The sequence below is a fragment of the Myroides guanonis genome (assembly GCF_900114085.1).
GTDB classification, from domain to species: Bacteria; Bacteroidota; Bacteroidia; order Flavobacteriales; family Flavobacteriaceae; genus Flavobacterium; species Flavobacterium guanonis.
On the sequence record NZ_FORU01000005.1, the window covers coordinates 61798 to 79163 of the forward strand.

Here is a 17366-nt window from a genome sequence, read left to right on the forward strand (position 1 = left end):
TTAATATGATTCTCAATGAGTTGTTTTTGGAATTTAATAAATCTAAAGGAATAGTTGCAGTTGATGGAATTGCGTTTGGAATTTCATTACATGCGCAGGCTGTTGCTATTAGAAATTTAATAGGAGTGAAGGATGAGGCAGATAGAGCTTTGATGTTTTTGGTGGTAACTCCGTTAGATTTTAGCAGTTTCCTAAAAATGGTGATACAGGATTTTAAACTACAGCTAGTGTTACAAAAAAGCAATGGAAATGTATGTTTTATGGAGCAAAACGAGGAGCTTCGAGATGACTTTAAGGTAGTGTTCTGCATTTTAGATGTAGTGGACTATGTGTACGCATTGCTGTATTCTTCTAGATGTTCAAGCTTGAATATAATAAAACTATCTTGTGTAGATGCGCCGAAAACAGTGACTCAATTTTGGAAATTAGTACGATTAGGGAAATTGATAAGAGAAACTTTATATGGAACATTTTATACTAATGACGTTGAGCAAAAGGAGGTTTTAGAGTCTTTAATTCGCAAGATAGATATTGAATTAGCATAGTGTTGTTGTAGTTCTATTTTCGATTGTTTGTTTAAAATGATTTAATTTTTAAATCAATTCTTCTGAAGGGGGATGTTCTCCGTTTTAAAAGCTAAGTCACTTCGGTTTTTCTATTTTGACCTGTTTAAAGGAAGGGTTTTTTGATGAGTGCATCTATAGTGCATCTATACTCCATCTATAGATTGAGGTGTTTTTATAGATACACTATAGATGGAGTATAGGTTGATTTTAGATAGATAACTACATTGATGTAGTTTGTAAATCAAAAAAAGTCAAAAATATGTTTGTTGTTTTGTTTAATTAGAAGATACTTATTTCAGGAATAATATCTAAAATATTAAAATCTATTTGCGTTACAAAACAGAGTTTGTTTGGAGATATGTTTTGCAGTTCTATTTGTCGTTATCGATGTTTAATATTTGGCTATATTCTTCGAAGCGATGTTCTCGAATAGGACGTATATATGGTTCTGTCTTGAAATAGAGGAGGAGGCATGGGCTAATTTTTTTGTAGCTATCAACAAATTCATATTTTATGAGTTCGCCATCATTAATACGTTGTTTTATTTTGTTGTGGTAAGGATACATTGATAATAGTTTTATAAGCTAAATATAATAAAATTGGATTATAAGAGAGTGCTTAATAAAAAAAGCACCTACATTTCTGTAAGTGCTTTCTGTGGTCCCACCTGGGCTCGAACCAGGGACTTGCTGATTATGAGTCAGCTACTCTAACCAGCTGAGTTATAGGACCGGAGTTAAAAACGTTCTTTAAGAGTTACCTTAGTGGTCCCACCTGGGCTCGAACCAGGGACTTGCTGATTATGAGTCAGCTACTCTAACCAGCTGAGTTATAGGACCGGTATTAAAGCGTTTTTAACGGTTGCAATATTACTGCGTTTTATTGGTTTATGCAAGCGTTCGAAAGAAAACTTATTTAATTTCTTGACAAAGTTCAATCAATACCCCATTTGTGCTTTTTGGATGTAAAAAACAAACCAATTTATTGTCAGCTCCTTTTTTGGGTTTTTCGTTTAGTATAATAAAACCTTCTTTTTGTAGTCGCTCCATTTCAGCTTCTATATCTTCTACGTCAAAAGCTATATGATGTATACCTTCTCCTTTTTTTTCAATGAATTTGGCAATGGGGCTCTCAGAGTTGGTGGCTTCTAATAATTCTATTTTATTAGGACCGCTCATGAAAAAAGAAGTTTTCACTCCTTCACTTTCAACTTCTTCTTCTTTGTAAGGAGGGGCTCCAAAAAGTTTTTCATAAATAGCATTTGCGCTTTCAATATCTTTAACGGCTATGCCGATATGTTCAATTTTTTTCATTGTAATTGTACTATTATATATCAAAGGCAAATATAAAAAACATTACAATCCAAAAAATTGTATTTTTGCAGTATGGAAACGAATAGACAGAAAAAAATGGGAGCTTTATTGCAAAACGATCTAGTAGATATTTTGCAAGGTGAAGTACGTAAAAATGGAATTTCTAACTTGATTATTTCAGTATCTAAAGTTAGTGTAACCACCGACTTGGCAATCGCAAAAGTATATTTAAGTATTTTTCCATCCGCTAAAGGTGGAGAATTGTTAAAAAGTATACAGTCGAATGCACCACTAATAAAACATGACTTAGCTCAGCGTGTAAAAAATCAATTGAGAAAAGTTCCAAATCTTATTTTCTATATTGATGATAGTCTAGAGTATATAGAGAAAATTGATAAGGCTTTGGAAGAAAAAGAAAATCCAATTGAAAACAGGGAATTATTAGCTCCAAGAAAGAAAAAATAATTTGAGAGTCCCTCTTTACATAGCTAAACGATATGCCTTCAGCAAGAGTAAAAGCAAAGCTATTAGTGTAATTACTAAGATAGCTTCTGTGGGTATTGTTGTAAGTGCTATGGCGATGTTCATTGTAATGTCTGTGTTTGGTGGTTTAAGATCTTTTAGTTTGTCCTTCACACATGAGATGGATCCAGACTTAAAGCTTTTTCCTACAGAGGGAAAATATTTAAAAGTATCAGACGATCAACTTCAAAAGATTTCTGATACGGAACTCTTCGATGGTGTAGCTAAAGTTGTTGAAGATAGAGTTTTGTTTCTTTTTAAAGAAAAGCAATTAGTTGCTCACGTTAAAGGAGTTGACGCAAATTACTCTTCGGTGAGTCCTATGGAGCAAAATCTTTTATATGGACATTGGCTTGATGTGAATTCCGACGAAGCGGTTGTTGGAGTTGCAATTTCTTATCAATTGTCAATGGGGCTCTTTGATACAGAAAATTCTTTTCAGGCATATGCAATAAAACCAGGAAAAGGTGCCATTGAAAATCCGCAAAATGCATTCATTAGAAAACATCTTACTCCAGTTGGTGTTTATACTTTGAGGAATGATGAATTAGATAATAAATATGTCTATACTTCATTGAATGTTGCTCAAGAACTTTTGAGTATAGATTCTACACAATATACTAATCTAGAGTTTGCTGTGAAACCTGAGATTTCTGAAAACAAAGCTGTTGAAGCTATTCAAAACGTATTTGGAGATTCTGTTGTTGTCAAAAATAGAGTTCAGCTTAACGATGGTTTATATCGGATGTTGAATACTGAAAATGTAGTTGTATACTTAATTGTTACTTTGGTGGTTATTATAGCTCTATTTACTATAATTGGTGCAATGATTATGATTATCTTAGAGAAGCAGAACAACATGAAGACTTTAAGTAATTTGGGTATGTCTTTAAAGCAAATTCGTCGTGTGTTTTTAGCTCAAGGATTGATTATTAGTTTTTCAGGTGGAGTAGTAGGAGTTATTCTTGGAGCTATAGTGGTTTTTCTGCAAAAAAAATACTGCTTATTAATGATTCAAGGCGATATGCCTTATCCTGTTTCGCTTTCATTCTTTAATCTTGTATTGGTTTTAGTTACCATATTTACACTCGGCTTTCTAGCTTCTTGGATGGCTGCTTCGAGAGTTAATTCTAAATACTTAGAATAACTTCCTTTTTATTGATAATTTCATTTTTTTTAACTTTTTTATTAAGAATAAGTTTTATTTTTGTCTCTATGATCTGTCAAATGAACATTTAGAAGAACAAACAACAAAACCCATGAACGGAAAGTACAAAGAAGACTATTTACAGTTTATAGCCGAAGCTGTGAATGACGATGACCAAATTACAGGTTTGGTACAGAATTATCTTCATAAAAATAATTATGAAGATTCAAAGGATTGGTATAAAGCGCATGCGCTTTGTCAATTGAGTTATCAAATAGGAGTATTGGATGAGGATACCGAAAAGTTATTCTATCAAATAATGGAAAAAGATACAATGCTTAGGAGCTCAGAAAATTTGAATGAATTAGATTACGAAGAATGGTTTGGAGTTACCAAACGATTGAATGATATATTTATAAATTTAGGATATAAACGGGTTAATCAATTTCAATATAATTTATTGAGTACAGCTAGAGATGGATTTTTAGATATTGATGCTGCAAATAAATATCTAACAAAAGAAATTTAGAAAGGAGATGTTCTTATTTTTATAAAGTTACTTTGAAAGAGTTTTGTTTTTAATAAGACTCTTTTTTTTATTGTCATTTATGTTTTGTCTCTATGTTGTTATATAAGTATAAAATACCTATTTGTAGGTATTTGAAAGAATGATTTATTGAAATATTTTTGCCTTAAAATAGCATCAATTATGAAAAAGAAAATTCACCTTATTATCGCAACATGTTTTATTACTGGGGCGTTATTTGCCCAGACTGCCGAAACAGAATCTGTTCAATTTGAAACTGAAACAGAAAAGGAAGTGTCTAAAAGCAATTTAATTAAATTCAACATAGCTCCATTAATTTGGGGTACGGGATCTTTAAGTTATGAGAGAAAAGTAACCAAAAGAGTAACAGCTGGAGGAACATTGAACTACAGACCGAATGGACATGCACCTTTTAAAAGTAATTTGGAAGATATTATTAGTGATGGAGATAATTCTAGTTTTGATGTCAACGCTTTAAAATATTCCAATTTTTCATTTGCACCTGAGGTTAAGTTTTATCTTGGTGAAAAAGGGGCTTTCCACGGGTTTTATATGGCAGCATTTGCTAAATGGGAAAATACAAAGGTAGATTATCTATACAGATTTGAGGAGTTGACTCTTATTGATAAAGATCCAGAATTACCATTAGATGGAACAGCGAAAGCTTTTTCTGGAGGTGTTTATTTTGGAGCCCAATGGCATTTAGGTAAGAACATTTTTTTAGATTGGCAAATTATTGGAGGAAACTTTGGTTCTGCTAAAATAGATATAACTGCAAGCAAGGATTTAACCATCGAAGAACAAGATCAATTGAGAGATTTTGCAGAAGATTTAAAAGATAGTTTTGAGGATATAGATTATGAAATTAATGGTAAAGGCGCAAAGCTAAAAGGAAAAATGCCGTGGGCTGGATTGCGTACTGGAATCAGTATTGCTTATAGGTTTTAAATTGAAGTTTGCAATAACAGGATTAATAATAAATAGAAAAGAGAGTTTGGGAGTTTTAACTCCCAAACTCTCTTTTCTATTCTACGTTATATATGAAAGACTAAAAACCATTTTGAATGATAATTAACTACTGACTAACTCCCTCCTCTTCCTGATTCCTCTTGGTTAGAAGTTTGTCTTTGACTGACATTAATTTTGGAATTTCCAAAACGATAGGATAGAGATAGTCGGACTAATTGCGTGTCATAATATTGTGTGAACGATTGTTTTACTCCTTGAATTTCTGAACTCATAGTGTTGAAATCCCTCTTGAATATATCTTCGAATGCCAGTCCTATCGTTAGTTTCTTGTCGAATGCTAGGTATTTAAAACCTAAATCCAAATAATATTCGGGAGTAGCTCTATACTCTCTAATTTTACTTGCAAAGCTGTATCTAAAGTTGACTTCTCCAAGAAAGGTTTTGTCGGCTGTGAATGTTAGAGAGTTATAACTCTTAAAATAAGATGAAGAACCCGAAAAAGAAGGAGCTAATAGATCGGTGTTGTTTTTAGATTCATTGTAAGTTAGACCAAACTCATTGTTAGACTCCAACCAAGTAAATGGTTTTACTGTAGATGAAATCACAAGTCCTAGATAGTTTGCTTTGTAGTAGTTTAATCGTTTAAAAATTTGTGTTTGCTTTTCAACGTCGTGTACTGTGATTTGTCCATAACCGTCTTGCATATTTTGATAATACGCTTTTATATGTAAATAATCTGAATAGGAATAGTTGAGTTCAAAGTTGTATACAAATGCAGGTTGTAAAAATGGATTTCCTTCTCCATAAGAAGTAGCATTATTATACCATCTGTTTGGATTCATTTCCCAATAACCTGGACGTTGAATTCTTCTTCCGAAATTTGCATTAAAATTATGGTTATCATTGGGTTTATATTGTACATAAACAGTAGGAAAGATTTTGAAATAATCATTCTTATCAACTTGATTATTTTTTACTGAGTTGGATTCAGTTTGCGTATATTCTCCTCTAAGCCCGACTTTACCCATCCATTTTTTTGAGAAGTCTACAGAGTAGGATGCATAAACTGCTTGAATACTTTCGTTGTATTTAAATTCGTCTTTCTGAGATAGAGTAATCTGATCGTTTGATACGTTTTTAAATTCTGAGAATACATTATAGTCAGTATTTGTACTGCTTGCTTTAGCTCCATATTCTAATGTTCCGAATTTATAAGGCATATAGAAATCTACTTTTCCCGAAATATTATCCATAGCTCGATCACTATCGTTAACGGCACTCGTAATAAGATGTTGTTGTTGACCTATATTGTTCATATCTGATAGAAAGGGACTTTGTTCCTTTCCTTTATTTGTCCAATAATCTAAGTCGACTGTTACTTTTTTACCTAAAGTATCGAACTTATGGTCAAAGTTAAGGTTTAAAGAGTGGTATTGATTTTCGCCTTTAGAATCACTTTTAGTAAAATATTCTTTGATTAGTTCCTGATTAGAATAACTATGTGTTTGATTCTTCTCATCGCTTTTAGAATCATTATCTCCTCCGTTGTATTGAAGACCTATGCTATTTTTGTCATTGATTTTATAATTTAGTGTCAACAGACCTCCAAAACCTTTATAGCTGTTTTTGTTATGCATATTTTCTTGCCAATCTTCTGTAGGATATAGATAGTTGATATCATTGGTATAAATGTTTTTTCCATCATATTGGTAGATGTCGACTAAGGCTGAGAGTTTGTTTTTATCATAAGAAAAATTTACTCCATTATTGAAAGTACCATAAGTAGCTTGACGGTAAGACGAACGCAAAGTAGAACTCCAAGCGTCTTGTTTAGCCTCTTTTAATACGATATTAATAAGTCCGCTATTTCCTGAAGCCTCATATTTGGCTGGAGGATTGGTAATTACCTCGATTTTTTTGATGTTGGATGCAGGAATACTTTTCAGGTAGTTCATCAAATCTTCTCCACTCATTTGAATGATTCTGTCATTAATCATAACTTGTACGCTGCTCTTTCCTGCTATATTGATACTTTCATTTGAAATGTTGAGTTGTGGGGTGTTTTTTAAAGCGTCTAAAGCATCACCACCTAGTGCAGTAACTGAGTTTTCTACATTGAAAACCAAACGATCTACTTGTCGCTCAATGAGTTTTGCTCTTGCCTCCAATACGATTTCGTCTAATTGGGAGTTGTTGTCTATTTTAAGAATTCCTAGGTCGGTATTGTTTTGCACATTGATAGATTGCTCTAGAGTTAGTTTTGCAAAATAATGAACTTGTAATTTATAGTTTCCTGAAGCAACTTCCTTAAAGTTAAATGCACCAGCTTCATCTGTAAAGGTGTTTTGTACTAGTGTCTCTTCGTGGTCAAGAAGGTAAATTTCTGCAAAGTCTATTTTTTTGGATTCGGTGCTTTGAACGATTCCCGTTACGGTGTTTTGTGCAAGCCCCAAGCTTGTTAGTAGTAAAAAAAGAATGCTAATTATAATTCGAGTCATAATAATGGTGTTTCGTTGGTTGGGTTCTATGTTGAATTAGTTATTCTATTTCAATTTCTGTTACATCAAGTTGAAGTGCCATATTCTGTCTTAAATATTGCCAAGTAGCTTCGCTTTTAGGTCGAAAAAGATGATTCTTCTTTTTACTTGTATTGTAAGTGATTCCAAAACATTTTGGTTTTTCTCCTTCTACTAATCCTTCTATCCATTCCAATCCAACACCTATTTGTTTTTTATCCTTTACAGCAATAGAGTAATTCTGTAGATCTATAGTAAAAAGGCCTTTGTTTCCCTCTGAAACTTCAAAAATGATATCTTCTTGATTGAATGTAGTGGTCGGTTCTCCATTCACAATATCATAAAGTTTCAGTCTTAGCTTTATATTCTGATATTCATTACAACCAATATGAAAACTAATTTTATCGATAATAATATCATTTTCTATATCGAAGATGATCGCTTGTTCTCTACCTAGTAAGTCATCTTTAGAGGAATCGTATTCATGATAAAACTTAAAAAGCATTTTGCCATATTCAGTACTTCCTATTGTATATTGATTAATGGTTTTTTTAATTATTGAAATTTCGGGTAACACGTCAGATTTGGGAGTTAGGTAAAAAACTTTATTACTAGCTTCAAATTCATTAAGTGAAATACTGTAATCTTGGTAGCCAATTAGGGAGGAATTAATGATGTCTGTTCCTTTTAAAGATTGATTTATTTTCATTGAAAAGCTTCCATCTTCTTTTGATACAGTTCCCATTACTTTATCCACTACGCCAATGCTGACATAGGCATGAATGGTATTGTCGGAGCTGTTTTTCATGGTGCCTGTTATGCTGTTTTGAGTATACCCTAGGCTAGAAAGTAGTAAAAGCAGCGCGCTAATGAATAGTTTAATCATAGTTATGGTGGTTTTAGAGATCCATATTTGATTTTTATTTAGATTTAAATTGATAAGGATACGTTTCATAAATCTCGTTTGCTTCTCCTAGGCTATATCCCTGTTTTCTATATTTAGTAGCTTTCTCTAATAAAGCAGTGTATTCTTCAGATGGACGATCTAGTTTATAGAGAGAAATCGCTTTGTAGTATATCGCATCTGAAAATTTAGGATATTGCAATATTGCTTTATCGAAATATGTGATTGCTTCCTCAAACTTTTGCTGTTCATATTTCGTAATTCCATAATAGAAAAGAACATTATGATGGATTTCACCAAAGGCTGTTTCGTGTTTGAGAATTGATTGTTGAAAATAGCTTTCTGCTTTGTCAAACTCATTTAATTGAAGATAAGATAAGCCTATATAGAAAGAGTAGGTGTGGTCCATTTCAAAACTATCTCCCCATTTTTTCATGCAATCTTCGAAGTCATCAATAGTCTCTTGGTACGTTTTAGAAAAAATACATTTTATAAAAGCTCTATAAGGTTGGTATCTTTTTGGATCAAATTTTACTGCTTCATCAATATAGACCATACCTACTTCATATTTTCGTGCTTTAAAATAGGGCATTGCTTTTTGTTGCCATAAATAGGCGATGGTACTATCTTGTTGCAATCCCTCATCCAAATACTGTTGCCATTCTTTCATATGAATGTTATAATTGTATTTGTGAGCACCATTGTAGGTGTATTTTTCAATAATGGCTTCTTGGCTCGTTTTTGCTAATACCGGCTGTACTGTTTCGTTGGGTTGAGCAAAGGAAGTAAGAGTTCCGAAGAGAGATAACATTAAGAAGTACAGTTTCATATATGGTTTTGAAAATAATAAGTAAAATGTATTAAAACACATTTATAATAAGATAATGTCGTATTTTAAATAGTTGTTAATTTGTTATAATAAAATCTAAAACTAGTTAATCTTTGTTTTGAGACAAAGCTGTTTGTGTTTATTTTAACAAAATAGATAGTTTTGATATATATGTTGTTAATGGAGTTGTGAAGAGTTGAGTTGGGTTATTTAAAATAAAGTGCTTAATTTTATTTATAACAACAAAATCTTTAAGTTTATGAAACATTTTATTTCTTTATATAAGAATCTAGTAAAAATAATTTAAGCCAAAGACTTATGATGAAAGGGCAATCTCTATCCTTATATTTTAATTTTCACAAAAGTACTTTGATTGTGAATTGGGCTATTTCTCTAGCAGTTTCGCTTGTTACATTTTCAGTGTTTAGCTTTGCTGTTACGAGTTTTACAGCTGGTTTTTTAATGGCATTATTTTATATAGAGCTAGTTAAAAAAAACGAGTACTTTTTTTACTATAATCTTGGGATATCCAAAAGAGGATTGATTGTTTCGAACTTCTTGTTTAACCTTGTTTTTGCTGTTCTACTAATTATAATAACTGTACTATGGAAAATTGTTTAGAGGTAGATAGTATTTATAGAAAAGTTAATGATAATCTGACTCTTTCAGATATCTATTTTAAGTGTGAAGAGGGAAAAGTAGTTGGGATTGTCGGAAGAAATGGTAGTGGAAAATCAATATTGATGAGGATTGTTTTTGGAATAGAGCAAGCAGATAATAAGTTCATAAGAGTTTTTGGTAAGAATTTTAAGGCTCCTTATAAAAAGCGGGGGTTACTAGCTTATCTTCCTCAGCATTCGTTTCTTCCTCAGAGTTTAAAAGTAGCTCAGGTTATCAGATTTTATTTAGGGCAGGATTTGGAAAGCTCTTTTGCGAATGATGAAATTATTGAAAAGATAAAGTACCGTAAAGTAAGTACACTATCTGGGGGTGAGTTGAGATATCTAGAGGTGAGAATAATATTAAAAATGAAAGTTAGGTTTGTTCTATTAGATGAACCTTTTAGTCAACTATCTCCTTTATTAAAAGAGAGATTGAAAGGATTTGTTAAAGAGGAATTGAAAAATAAAGGAATAGTAGTCACGGATCATGATTATTTTAATTTAGAGCCAATACTAGACACGGTATATCTAATGAACCGAGGAAACTTAAAGCTTGTAAAGGATAAGGAAGATTTAGTTTTTTGGAATTATTTACCTCAATAAAAAATAACAGGTTTGCTTTCGAGAATATTAAAAATTGAGGGGCCTTTCTCTTTTGAATCTATATGTTTTAAATAAAGAAAAGAATACGACTATATTTGTAAAAAAAAAATGGAAAACTCAAAGAACCCTTTGCACGGAAAAAAGTTAGCTGATATTCTGGAAGAATTAGTGAGCTATTATGATGGTTTTGAAGAACTGGGTAATCAAATTAATATTAGATGCTTTCAACATGAACCTAGTATAAATTCCTCTTTGAAGTTTTTGCGAAAAACACCGTGGGCGCGTGATAAAGTAGAGAGTTTGTACCTTTATGTATTGCGTCAAAAAGCAAAAAAAGAGAGGTTGGATAATAATACAACATTAGATTAGTTTTCTCTAGGCTAATTTATAGTACTAAATTCTTCGAGTAGATCAAAGGGTTTGTTATTCTGAAATTAAATAAATAAAAAAATCCCGTTGTGAACTTTTCACAACGGGATTTTTTAAAGACAAATAACAAATTTTTAGTGATTGCTTTTCTTTTCGAATTCATCTACAAAACTTTCGTTTGGAACGTAGTCTTCTTCTATTAAACCAGCATAATCTACTTTTTCTTTTTGACCAAACATTCTACCTATACTGTCAAATGCTGAATAAATTACAGGAACAATAACAAGAGTTAAGAATAGAGATGATAATAGACCTCCCATAACCACAATAGCTATTCCATTGTTCATTTCAGCTCCTGCTCCTTTAGCTAATGCAATAGGTACCATTCCAATTACCATGGCAATGGTAGTCATTAGAATCGGACGTAAACGTGCATGGTTCGCTGCGATTAACGCATCATGTGTATTGTCTCCGGCTTCTTTTCTATGATTTGCAAAGTCAACAAGTAAGATGGCATTTTTACACACCAAACCAATTAACATGATAATCCCTAGAATCGTAAAGATATTTAATGAGGTGTTAGTTAAAGCTAAAGCTAGTAAAGCTCCAATAAACGACAACGGTACTGAGAATAATACGATAAATGGTTTAGAGAAACTGTCGTAAAGGGCTACCATTACTAAGTAAACTAAAACGATCGCTGCCAATAAGGCGATTCCCAAAGTACCAAACCCTTCTGTTTGGTTTTCCATATCTCCTGCCCAAATAAAATCTACTCCAGGTTTCTTGTCTAATTGAGAGAATTTAGATTCCCATTCTTCAGCTATAGTACCTGTAGGACGACCAATTGCTTGTGCTTGTACAGTTACAGATGGACTCTTATCTCTACGTTCTAATAATGATGGTCCTGATCCATATGCGACAGTTGCAAATTGATGTAGTTTAATGTTTTGCCCCTCATTGTTCACAAATGAAATGTTACGAACATCTTCAATGTTAGAGCGATCAAATTCTTGATAGCGAATGTTTATGTCATATTCGTATTCTCCGGCTCTAAATTTCCCATCGGTGTTCCCACTAAAAGCGGTTTGCATAGTCATACCTACTGTTTGTAGGTTTAAACCTAAGGCAGCCATTTTATCTCGGTCAACTTGTACATTAACTTCGGGGTTACCGTCTTCAGAGGTTAACTTTATTTCTGATGCTCCTGGTATGTCTCGTAAGATAGCTTCTGCTTGTAGTGCAAATTCCATAGCATCTTCCATAGAAGACCCCGTTACAGTAAGTGCCAATGGTGCCATTTCGGCTCCCATTAATCCTACAGGTACTGTTTTAACTTTCGCTCCTACTAGTTCTTTTTCTAGCTCTCTTTTTAGTTTGGCAGCATAGATGAAAGAGTTGTCTTCACGTTCTGATTTGTCTACCAAGGTAACAGCAATCTCCGCTTTATATTTAGTTGCTTGTACAGAACCCATTCCTTCACTTGACTGACCTACTGTTGTAATTAAAGTAACTACTTCAGGTTTAGTTCTCAAAAACTGTTCAGCTTGTTGTGTGACTTGATTTGTTGTTTCAATAGAAGCGTCTTTTTCTAATTCTATTTGCACCAAAAACTCACCTTTATCCGTTTGAGGGAAAAACTCACCACCAATGAACCCTAGTGGAAGCAGCGCTATTGAAGAAAAGAAAAGTATTAATGTTATTGCTAAAACAATAATTCTATTCATTGTTGAACGCAACGCCCACACCAATAAATCAGAAATAAAATGTGTGAATTTTTCTAAACCTCTTTCAAATCTATTTAAAATACGACCGAAGAAAGAGTGTGAGCTGATTACTTCAATTTTACCATAACGTGAATATAACCACGGAACGATAGTAAATGAAACCAAAAGAGATAGCAATGTTGCAAAAATCACGGTTACACAGAATTGTGTAATAATATTAGATACTAATCCTGAACTCATTGCGATTGGTAAGAATACTACAACAATTACTAAAGTAATAGCGGTTACTGTAAATCCAATCTCTGCTGTACCATCAAAAGCTGCGCGCACCTTGTTTTTTCCCATCTCCATGTGACGGTGAATATTTTCGATTACAACAATGGCGTCATCCACTAAAATTCCCACAACCAACGAGAGTCCTAATAAACTCATTAAGTTAAGGGTATATCCCATAATATAAAGACCTATGAAGGTTGAGATTAATGCCAGTGGAATAGCAATCATTACGATTAAGGCATTTCTAAAACTGTGCAAGAAAAACAACATTACAAAGGCTACCAATACAATAGCTAATCCAAGGTCGAACATTACTCCATTGGCTGCTTTAAGCGTAAATTCACTCGTGTCATTCGCTATAGTAACTTTAATATCTTGGTCTGCATAGTTCTTTTCTACTGTTTTAATAGTTTCCTGAACCAGTCTACTTACTTCAACTGCGTTGGCATCAGATTGTTTAATTACCTCTAGTAAAATAGTATTCTTTTGGTTTAAGCGTGCTATTTTTTCAACGTCTTTGTGACTGTCTTGAACATCGGCTAAATCACTTAATCGAATTTGGATACCATCTTTTGAAGCGACGACTAGATTTCTTAGCTCTTCTACGTTTTTGTATTTTCCTGCTAAACGAATTAGAATTTGTTCATTTCTTGTTTTTACACTCCCTGTAGGGAAATCAAGATTCGAAGCTAATATCATTTGTTGTAATTGAGGAACGCTTAGTCCATATGATTCCATTTTCTTGGCATCAATCATTACTTGTATTTCACGTTCTTCCCCACCGATAAGGTTCACCTGCGCCACCCCGTTAATACGAGAGAAAATAGGTTGAATCTTTTTATCCAAAAGGTCAAATAATCCCTTTTCATCTAAATTACTAGTTACCCCTAGAGTTACAACTGGTAAGTCACTTAATGAAAATTTCGCTAAAGATGGAGGGTCCACATCTTCCGGTAAGTCTTTTAAAATGGCGTTAATTTTTCGTTGCGCATCATTTAGAGAGTAGTCGACATCTGCTTCTGGCTCTAGAGATACGATTACTACAGATAAACTCTCATAGGATTTTGCTTCAATCTTTTTTACGTTCTCTAATGAGGATACTGCATCTTCTATTTTCTTTGTTACTGTGTTTTCTATTTCAGAAGGGGACGCTCCTGGATAAACAGTAGAGATAGTAACAACGTTAATTTCAAACTTAGGTACGAGTTCGTAACTCAAGTTTTTATAACTAAAAATCCCCCCGAGCATCAATATGATAAAGAGTACTATAATAATACTCGGGCGTTTTATGGATATTTCTGCTATTTTCATTTCTTAGTTTTGTTAGCTAATTATTTAATGATGTTAATCGGTGCTTGATCAATCAAGTTGATTTGTCCAGAGATAATTACATTTTCTCCTTCTTTCAGTCCACTGATAACTTCTACTTCATTACCAAAGTTTCTTCCAGTACTAATGGTTTTTAACGTTGCTTTGTCATTTGAGGCAACAAAGACTTGGTTGGAGCTCACACTTCCAACAAAAGCTTCTCTAGGTACAGTAAGTGTTTCTGTGTTTTCACCAGCAAAGGCTTGGAAATAAGCCGTTCCGTACATTCCTGCTCTCAAAGGGGCATCTGTTTGGTTTTCTATAATCATTTCAATAGGGAAGTTTAAAGATGCATCTGCTTTGGGAGCAATGAAGCTTATTTTTCCTTCGAAATCTCTATTTGGATATACACTTGCTTTTACTTTGATTTTGTCTCCTAGTTTTAAGCTAGCTACTTGACTTTCATCTACGTTGATGCGCAATTTTAATTGACTTACATTTACCAATTCGAATAATACGGTGCCAGGAGATACGAAACTCCCTGATTCAACTAATTTTTTGTTGATAATACCACTTATAGGTGCTTTAACGTTGGCGTCATTCGCTGTAATTTGTGCTGATCTCAATTGTGCTTTTGCATTTTCAAGTGATAATCGCACTTGGTCTAATTGCTGTTGTGTTACTCCTCCAGTTTTATAAGCGCTTTCAAAACGTGCAGCATTTGCTTGTGCAGTTGCGTAAGCGGTTTGTGCGTTTTGTAATTGTACACCAATTTGGTCACCATTAACTAAGGCTAATGTTTGACCTGCTTTTACGACTGAACCTTCATCAACTAATAATTTTATAACACGACCAGATGTTTCAGCTGCAATTTTTACTTCTTGTTCTGGAATGAAATTTCCATTAGCTGTATATGTTGCGTTGATAGATCCTTTTTTAACTGGAGCAATACGTACTGCTATGGACGGATTGGTTTGAGCAGCAATTTGAGTGTCAGCCTCGTTTTGAGCTTTATTTTTATTTAGTACAAACACAATTCCTGCTAGGACAGCGACTAGTACAATTCCTGTGATAATTTTATTTTTCATGGATGCTATTGAGTTTTTATTTTAGTAATGTTGTTAGTTCTCCTTGTGCTTTAATCAAAGCAACTTCTGCTAATTTGTAATCCAATAAAGCAGTGGTATAGTTATTTTCTGCTTCTGTAAAGGCAGTTTCTGCACTTAACAAATCAGTTAAAGGTGCAATTCCGTTGCGGTAGTTGTTCTGTATATTGTACATTACATCTTTAGCTAGGGCAACGTTTTCCTCTTGAATGCGGATAGTGATTAAAGCATTTTGAATTTGTGTTTGTGCATTTTTAAAGTCTAAAGAAAGTGCCTGCTTCGTATCTTTGATATCCAATTCGATTTTTTGAAGGTCGATTTCTGCTTGCTTTACTTTAGCACGAGTTCCCAGTCCTTGAAAAACCGGGATTTTAAGTGTTAGTCCAACCATTGCACTATTGGTCCAATAAACTTGGTCTTTAGTTTCTTTAAACCACGGAAAATTATCACCGAGACCTTGGTAACCAAAATTTCCAAAAAGAGCAAGAGTAGGGTAGTGTTCAGATAGCTTAGCTTTCTTTTGATAGGTGTAAAGTTCTTCTTGTTTTTTTAACAATTGCATTTCAGTTCGGTTTTCAATATTGCTTTCTGAGAACACGACTGCTTCATTTATATCAAATGTGCTGTTAGGCATTTTTATGGCACTATGTAAGTCCATTCCAATCAAGAATTTTAATGAATTTTCTTGAAGCTCTATGGAGTTGATAATTTGTTGCCTTTTAGCCTGTAAGTTACTTAGACTTACCTTAGTTCTATCTAAATCGATTTTTGTTGCAAGACCATTAGAGTAAAGGTTTTCGATAATGTCTTTTACCTTAGTGGTACTCGACACATTGCTTTCAATGGTTTTTAACATTTGTTGCGATTGGTAAACTTGATAGTAGCTTTGAGCTACTTTTTCTATCAATTGTTCATCGGTGAGGGTGCTGTTTATTTTATAAAACTCACGGGTTGTTTTAGCTGCTTTTAATCCAGTAAATACAGATTGATTGAATAGTATTTGTGAAACACTAGCAGTTAGAGAAGACCCCCATTCTAAACCAAAAGGTACCATTAGTGTTGTTCCTGGTGCTCCTATTATTTCACCAGGTAAGGCGCTTTTTTGAATAATCGGGTTGTTTGTGAGACTCCCTTCAATATTGATTTGCGGTAGAGCCATAGCTCTTACCTCTTGAATCTGATAGTTGCTGTTTTCAACTTCAAGACGTGCTTTTAATGCTTCTGATTTGTGTTCTAAAGCATAGTTTAGTGCCTCTTTTAAGCTGAGGTTTACTTCTTGTGCTTGTGCTATGAATCCTATGAGAAATAGGGAAAGCGCTATTTTGTATTTTTTCATTAGTTTGAGTTTTTAATGCGATCTTTTTTGAGTTCTTCTATTTTTTGATGTCCTTTTTCAGTAGCGATGCTTCGTAGGTAGTATTCTAAATGTAATTTGTGTATTTGTATTAAGTCGAAGTCTTTTTCGGGGAAAAACGCGGTGTCTTCTAATGCAATATTAGATGCGAAGAAGAAACGAGAACTAAATTCAATATCAATGTCAGAGCGAAACAGCCCTTGTTCTATGCCTTTTTTAATGTTTCCTTCTATAAGTTGCAAATATTGAGGTAAATGCAAACTGCGTACTTTTTGAGCTATTTTGGGATAATACTTTTTGAGTTGATGTAAGGAAGCCGAATTATTGATAGTCAGTACTTCATCGATTTTACGATGAGCTTCCAGCATTTCTGTAATAGAGTCTAAGTCATTTGACATTTGACAAGTCAGTTCATGTAATATTTTGGAATTGATGAATAGCATGGTTTTTTCTACTAATTCCAATTTCGAAGCGTAATACTGATAGATTGTTTTTTTAGAAATGCCAAGCTCAGTAGCTATATCATCCATAGTAACACTCTTAAACCCTTGAGCTAAGAATAGTTCGGATGCTTTATTTAAAATTGTCTCTTCCATTTCTATTTAAATTTACGGCAAATATACTATGGAAACTTTTAGTGTTTCCGAA

At 33.3% G+C, this 17366-nt stretch carries 15 protein-coding genes and 2 tRNA genes; 7 read left to right on the forward strand and 10 right to left on the reverse strand.

Annotated elements, in window-relative coordinates:
- The first annotated feature begins 5 nt into the window (after positions 1 to 5).
- Positions 6 to 545: a hypothetical protein gene (locus BM024_RS05970; protein ID WP_090678552.1), complete on the forward strand. Its 540-nt coding sequence runs from the start codon at positions 6 to 8 to the stop codon at positions 543 to 545.
- A 679-nt stretch (positions 546 to 1224) separates the two neighbouring features.
- Here BM024_RS05970 and BM024_RS05980 read toward each other — a convergent pair.
- From BM024_RS05980 to mce, 3 genes are all read right to left on the reverse strand, one after another.
- Positions 1225 to 1298, reverse strand: a tRNA-Ile gene (locus BM024_RS05980).
- A 33-nt stretch (positions 1299 to 1331) separates the two neighbouring features.
- Positions 1332 to 1405, reverse strand: a tRNA-Ile gene (locus BM024_RS05985).
- 72 nt (positions 1406 to 1477) lie between these two features.
- The gene (gene mce, locus BM024_RS05990; protein ID WP_090678554.1) at positions 1478 to 1879 is read right to left on the reverse strand and encodes a methylmalonyl-CoA epimerase; all 402 of its coding nucleotides are present in this window, start codon (positions 1877 to 1879) and stop codon (positions 1478 to 1480) included.
- 72 nt (positions 1880 to 1951) lie between these two features.
- Here mce and rbfA point away from each other — a divergent pair, with 72 nt between their 5' ends.
- From rbfA to BM024_RS06010, 4 genes are all read left to right on the forward strand, one after another.
- Entirely contained in the window at positions 1952 to 2344 is a 393-nt protein-coding gene (gene rbfA / locus BM024_RS05995) for a 30S ribosome-binding factor RbfA (RefSeq protein ID WP_090678555.1), read from the forward strand.
- A gap of 1 nt (position 2345) precedes the next feature.
- Positions 2346 to 3548: an ABC transporter permease gene (locus BM024_RS06000; protein ID WP_090678556.1), complete on the forward strand. Its 1203-nt coding sequence runs from the start codon at positions 2346 to 2348 to the stop codon at positions 3546 to 3548.
- A 112-nt stretch (positions 3549 to 3660) separates the two neighbouring features.
- A complete protein-coding gene (locus BM024_RS06005; protein ID WP_090678557.1) occupies positions 3661 to 4077 on the forward strand; it encodes a hypothetical protein in 417 nt (138 codons plus the stop codon).
- Between the two features lie 180 nt (positions 4078 to 4257).
- Positions 4258 to 5043 (forward strand): DUF3575 domain-containing protein, encoded by a 786-nt coding sequence (locus BM024_RS06010; protein ID WP_090678558.1) that lies wholly within the window; start codon positions 4258 to 4260, stop codon positions 5041 to 5043.
- Positions 5044 to 5177: 134 nt separating this feature from the next.
- On the opposite strand, the gene BM024_RS06015 is transcribed toward BM024_RS06010, so the two are convergent.
- The 3 genes from BM024_RS06015 to BM024_RS06025 are packed head-to-tail and all read right to left on the reverse strand — an operon-like array spanning position 5178 to position 9313.
- Positions 5178 to 7562 (reverse strand): TonB-dependent receptor, encoded by a 2385-nt coding sequence (locus tag BM024_RS06015; RefSeq protein ID WP_090678559.1) that lies wholly within the window; start codon positions 7560 to 7562, stop codon positions 5178 to 5180.
- Between the two features lie 40 nt (positions 7563 to 7602).
- Positions 7603 to 8466 (reverse strand): carboxypeptidase-like regulatory domain-containing protein, encoded by an 864-nt coding sequence (locus BM024_RS06020; protein ID WP_143077730.1) that lies wholly within the window; start codon positions 8464 to 8466, stop codon positions 7603 to 7605.
- Positions 8467 to 8500: 34 nt separating this feature from the next.
- Positions 8501 to 9313: a tetratricopeptide repeat protein gene (locus tag BM024_RS06025; RefSeq protein WP_090678561.1), complete on the reverse strand. Its 813-nt coding sequence runs from the start codon at positions 9311 to 9313 to the stop codon at positions 8501 to 8503.
- 605 nt (positions 9314 to 9918) lie between these two features.
- Here BM024_RS06025 and BM024_RS06035 point away from each other — a divergent pair.
- Both BM024_RS06035 and BM024_RS06040 read left to right on the forward strand, forming a co-directional pair.
- Entirely contained in the window at positions 9919 to 10578 is a 660-nt protein-coding gene (locus BM024_RS06035; RefSeq protein WP_090678563.1) for an ATP-binding cassette domain-containing protein, read from the forward strand.
- 108 nt (positions 10579 to 10686) lie between these two features.
- A complete protein-coding gene (locus BM024_RS06040) occupies positions 10687 to 10947 on the forward strand; it encodes a VF530 family protein (RefSeq protein ID WP_090678564.1) in 261 nt (86 codons plus the stop codon).
- A gap of 134 nt (positions 10948 to 11081) precedes the next feature.
- Here the strand turns inward: BM024_RS06040 and BM024_RS06045 are convergent, their stop codons facing one another.
- From BM024_RS06045 to BM024_RS06060, 4 genes are read right to left on the reverse strand one after another with little or no spacing between them, the layout of a single operon-like run.
- Positions 11082 to 14261 carry an efflux RND transporter permease subunit gene (locus BM024_RS06045; RefSeq protein WP_090678565.1) on the reverse strand — a complete coding sequence of 1060 codons (3180 nt, stop codon included), beginning with the start codon at positions 14259 to 14261 and terminating at the stop codon, positions 11082 to 11084.
- Positions 14262 to 14281: 20 nt separating this feature from the next.
- Complete coding sequence (locus BM024_RS06050; protein WP_090678566.1) at positions 14282 to 15346, reverse strand: efflux RND transporter periplasmic adaptor subunit; 1065 nt, start codon at positions 15344 to 15346, stop codon at positions 14282 to 14284.
- 16 nt (positions 15347 to 15362) lie between these two features.
- The gene (locus BM024_RS06055; RefSeq protein WP_090678567.1) at positions 15363 to 16700 is read right to left on the reverse strand and encodes a TolC family protein; all 1338 of its coding nucleotides are present in this window, start codon (positions 16698 to 16700) and stop codon (positions 15363 to 15365) included.
- On the reverse strand, positions 16700 to 17314 hold the full coding sequence (locus BM024_RS06060) for a TetR/AcrR family transcriptional regulator (protein ID WP_090678568.1): 615 nt from the start codon (positions 17312 to 17314) through the stop codon (positions 16700 to 16702). Before BM024_RS06060 ends, BM024_RS06055 begins: the two co-directional genes overlap by 1 nt.
- Between the last annotated feature and the right edge of the window lie 52 nt (positions 17315 to 17366).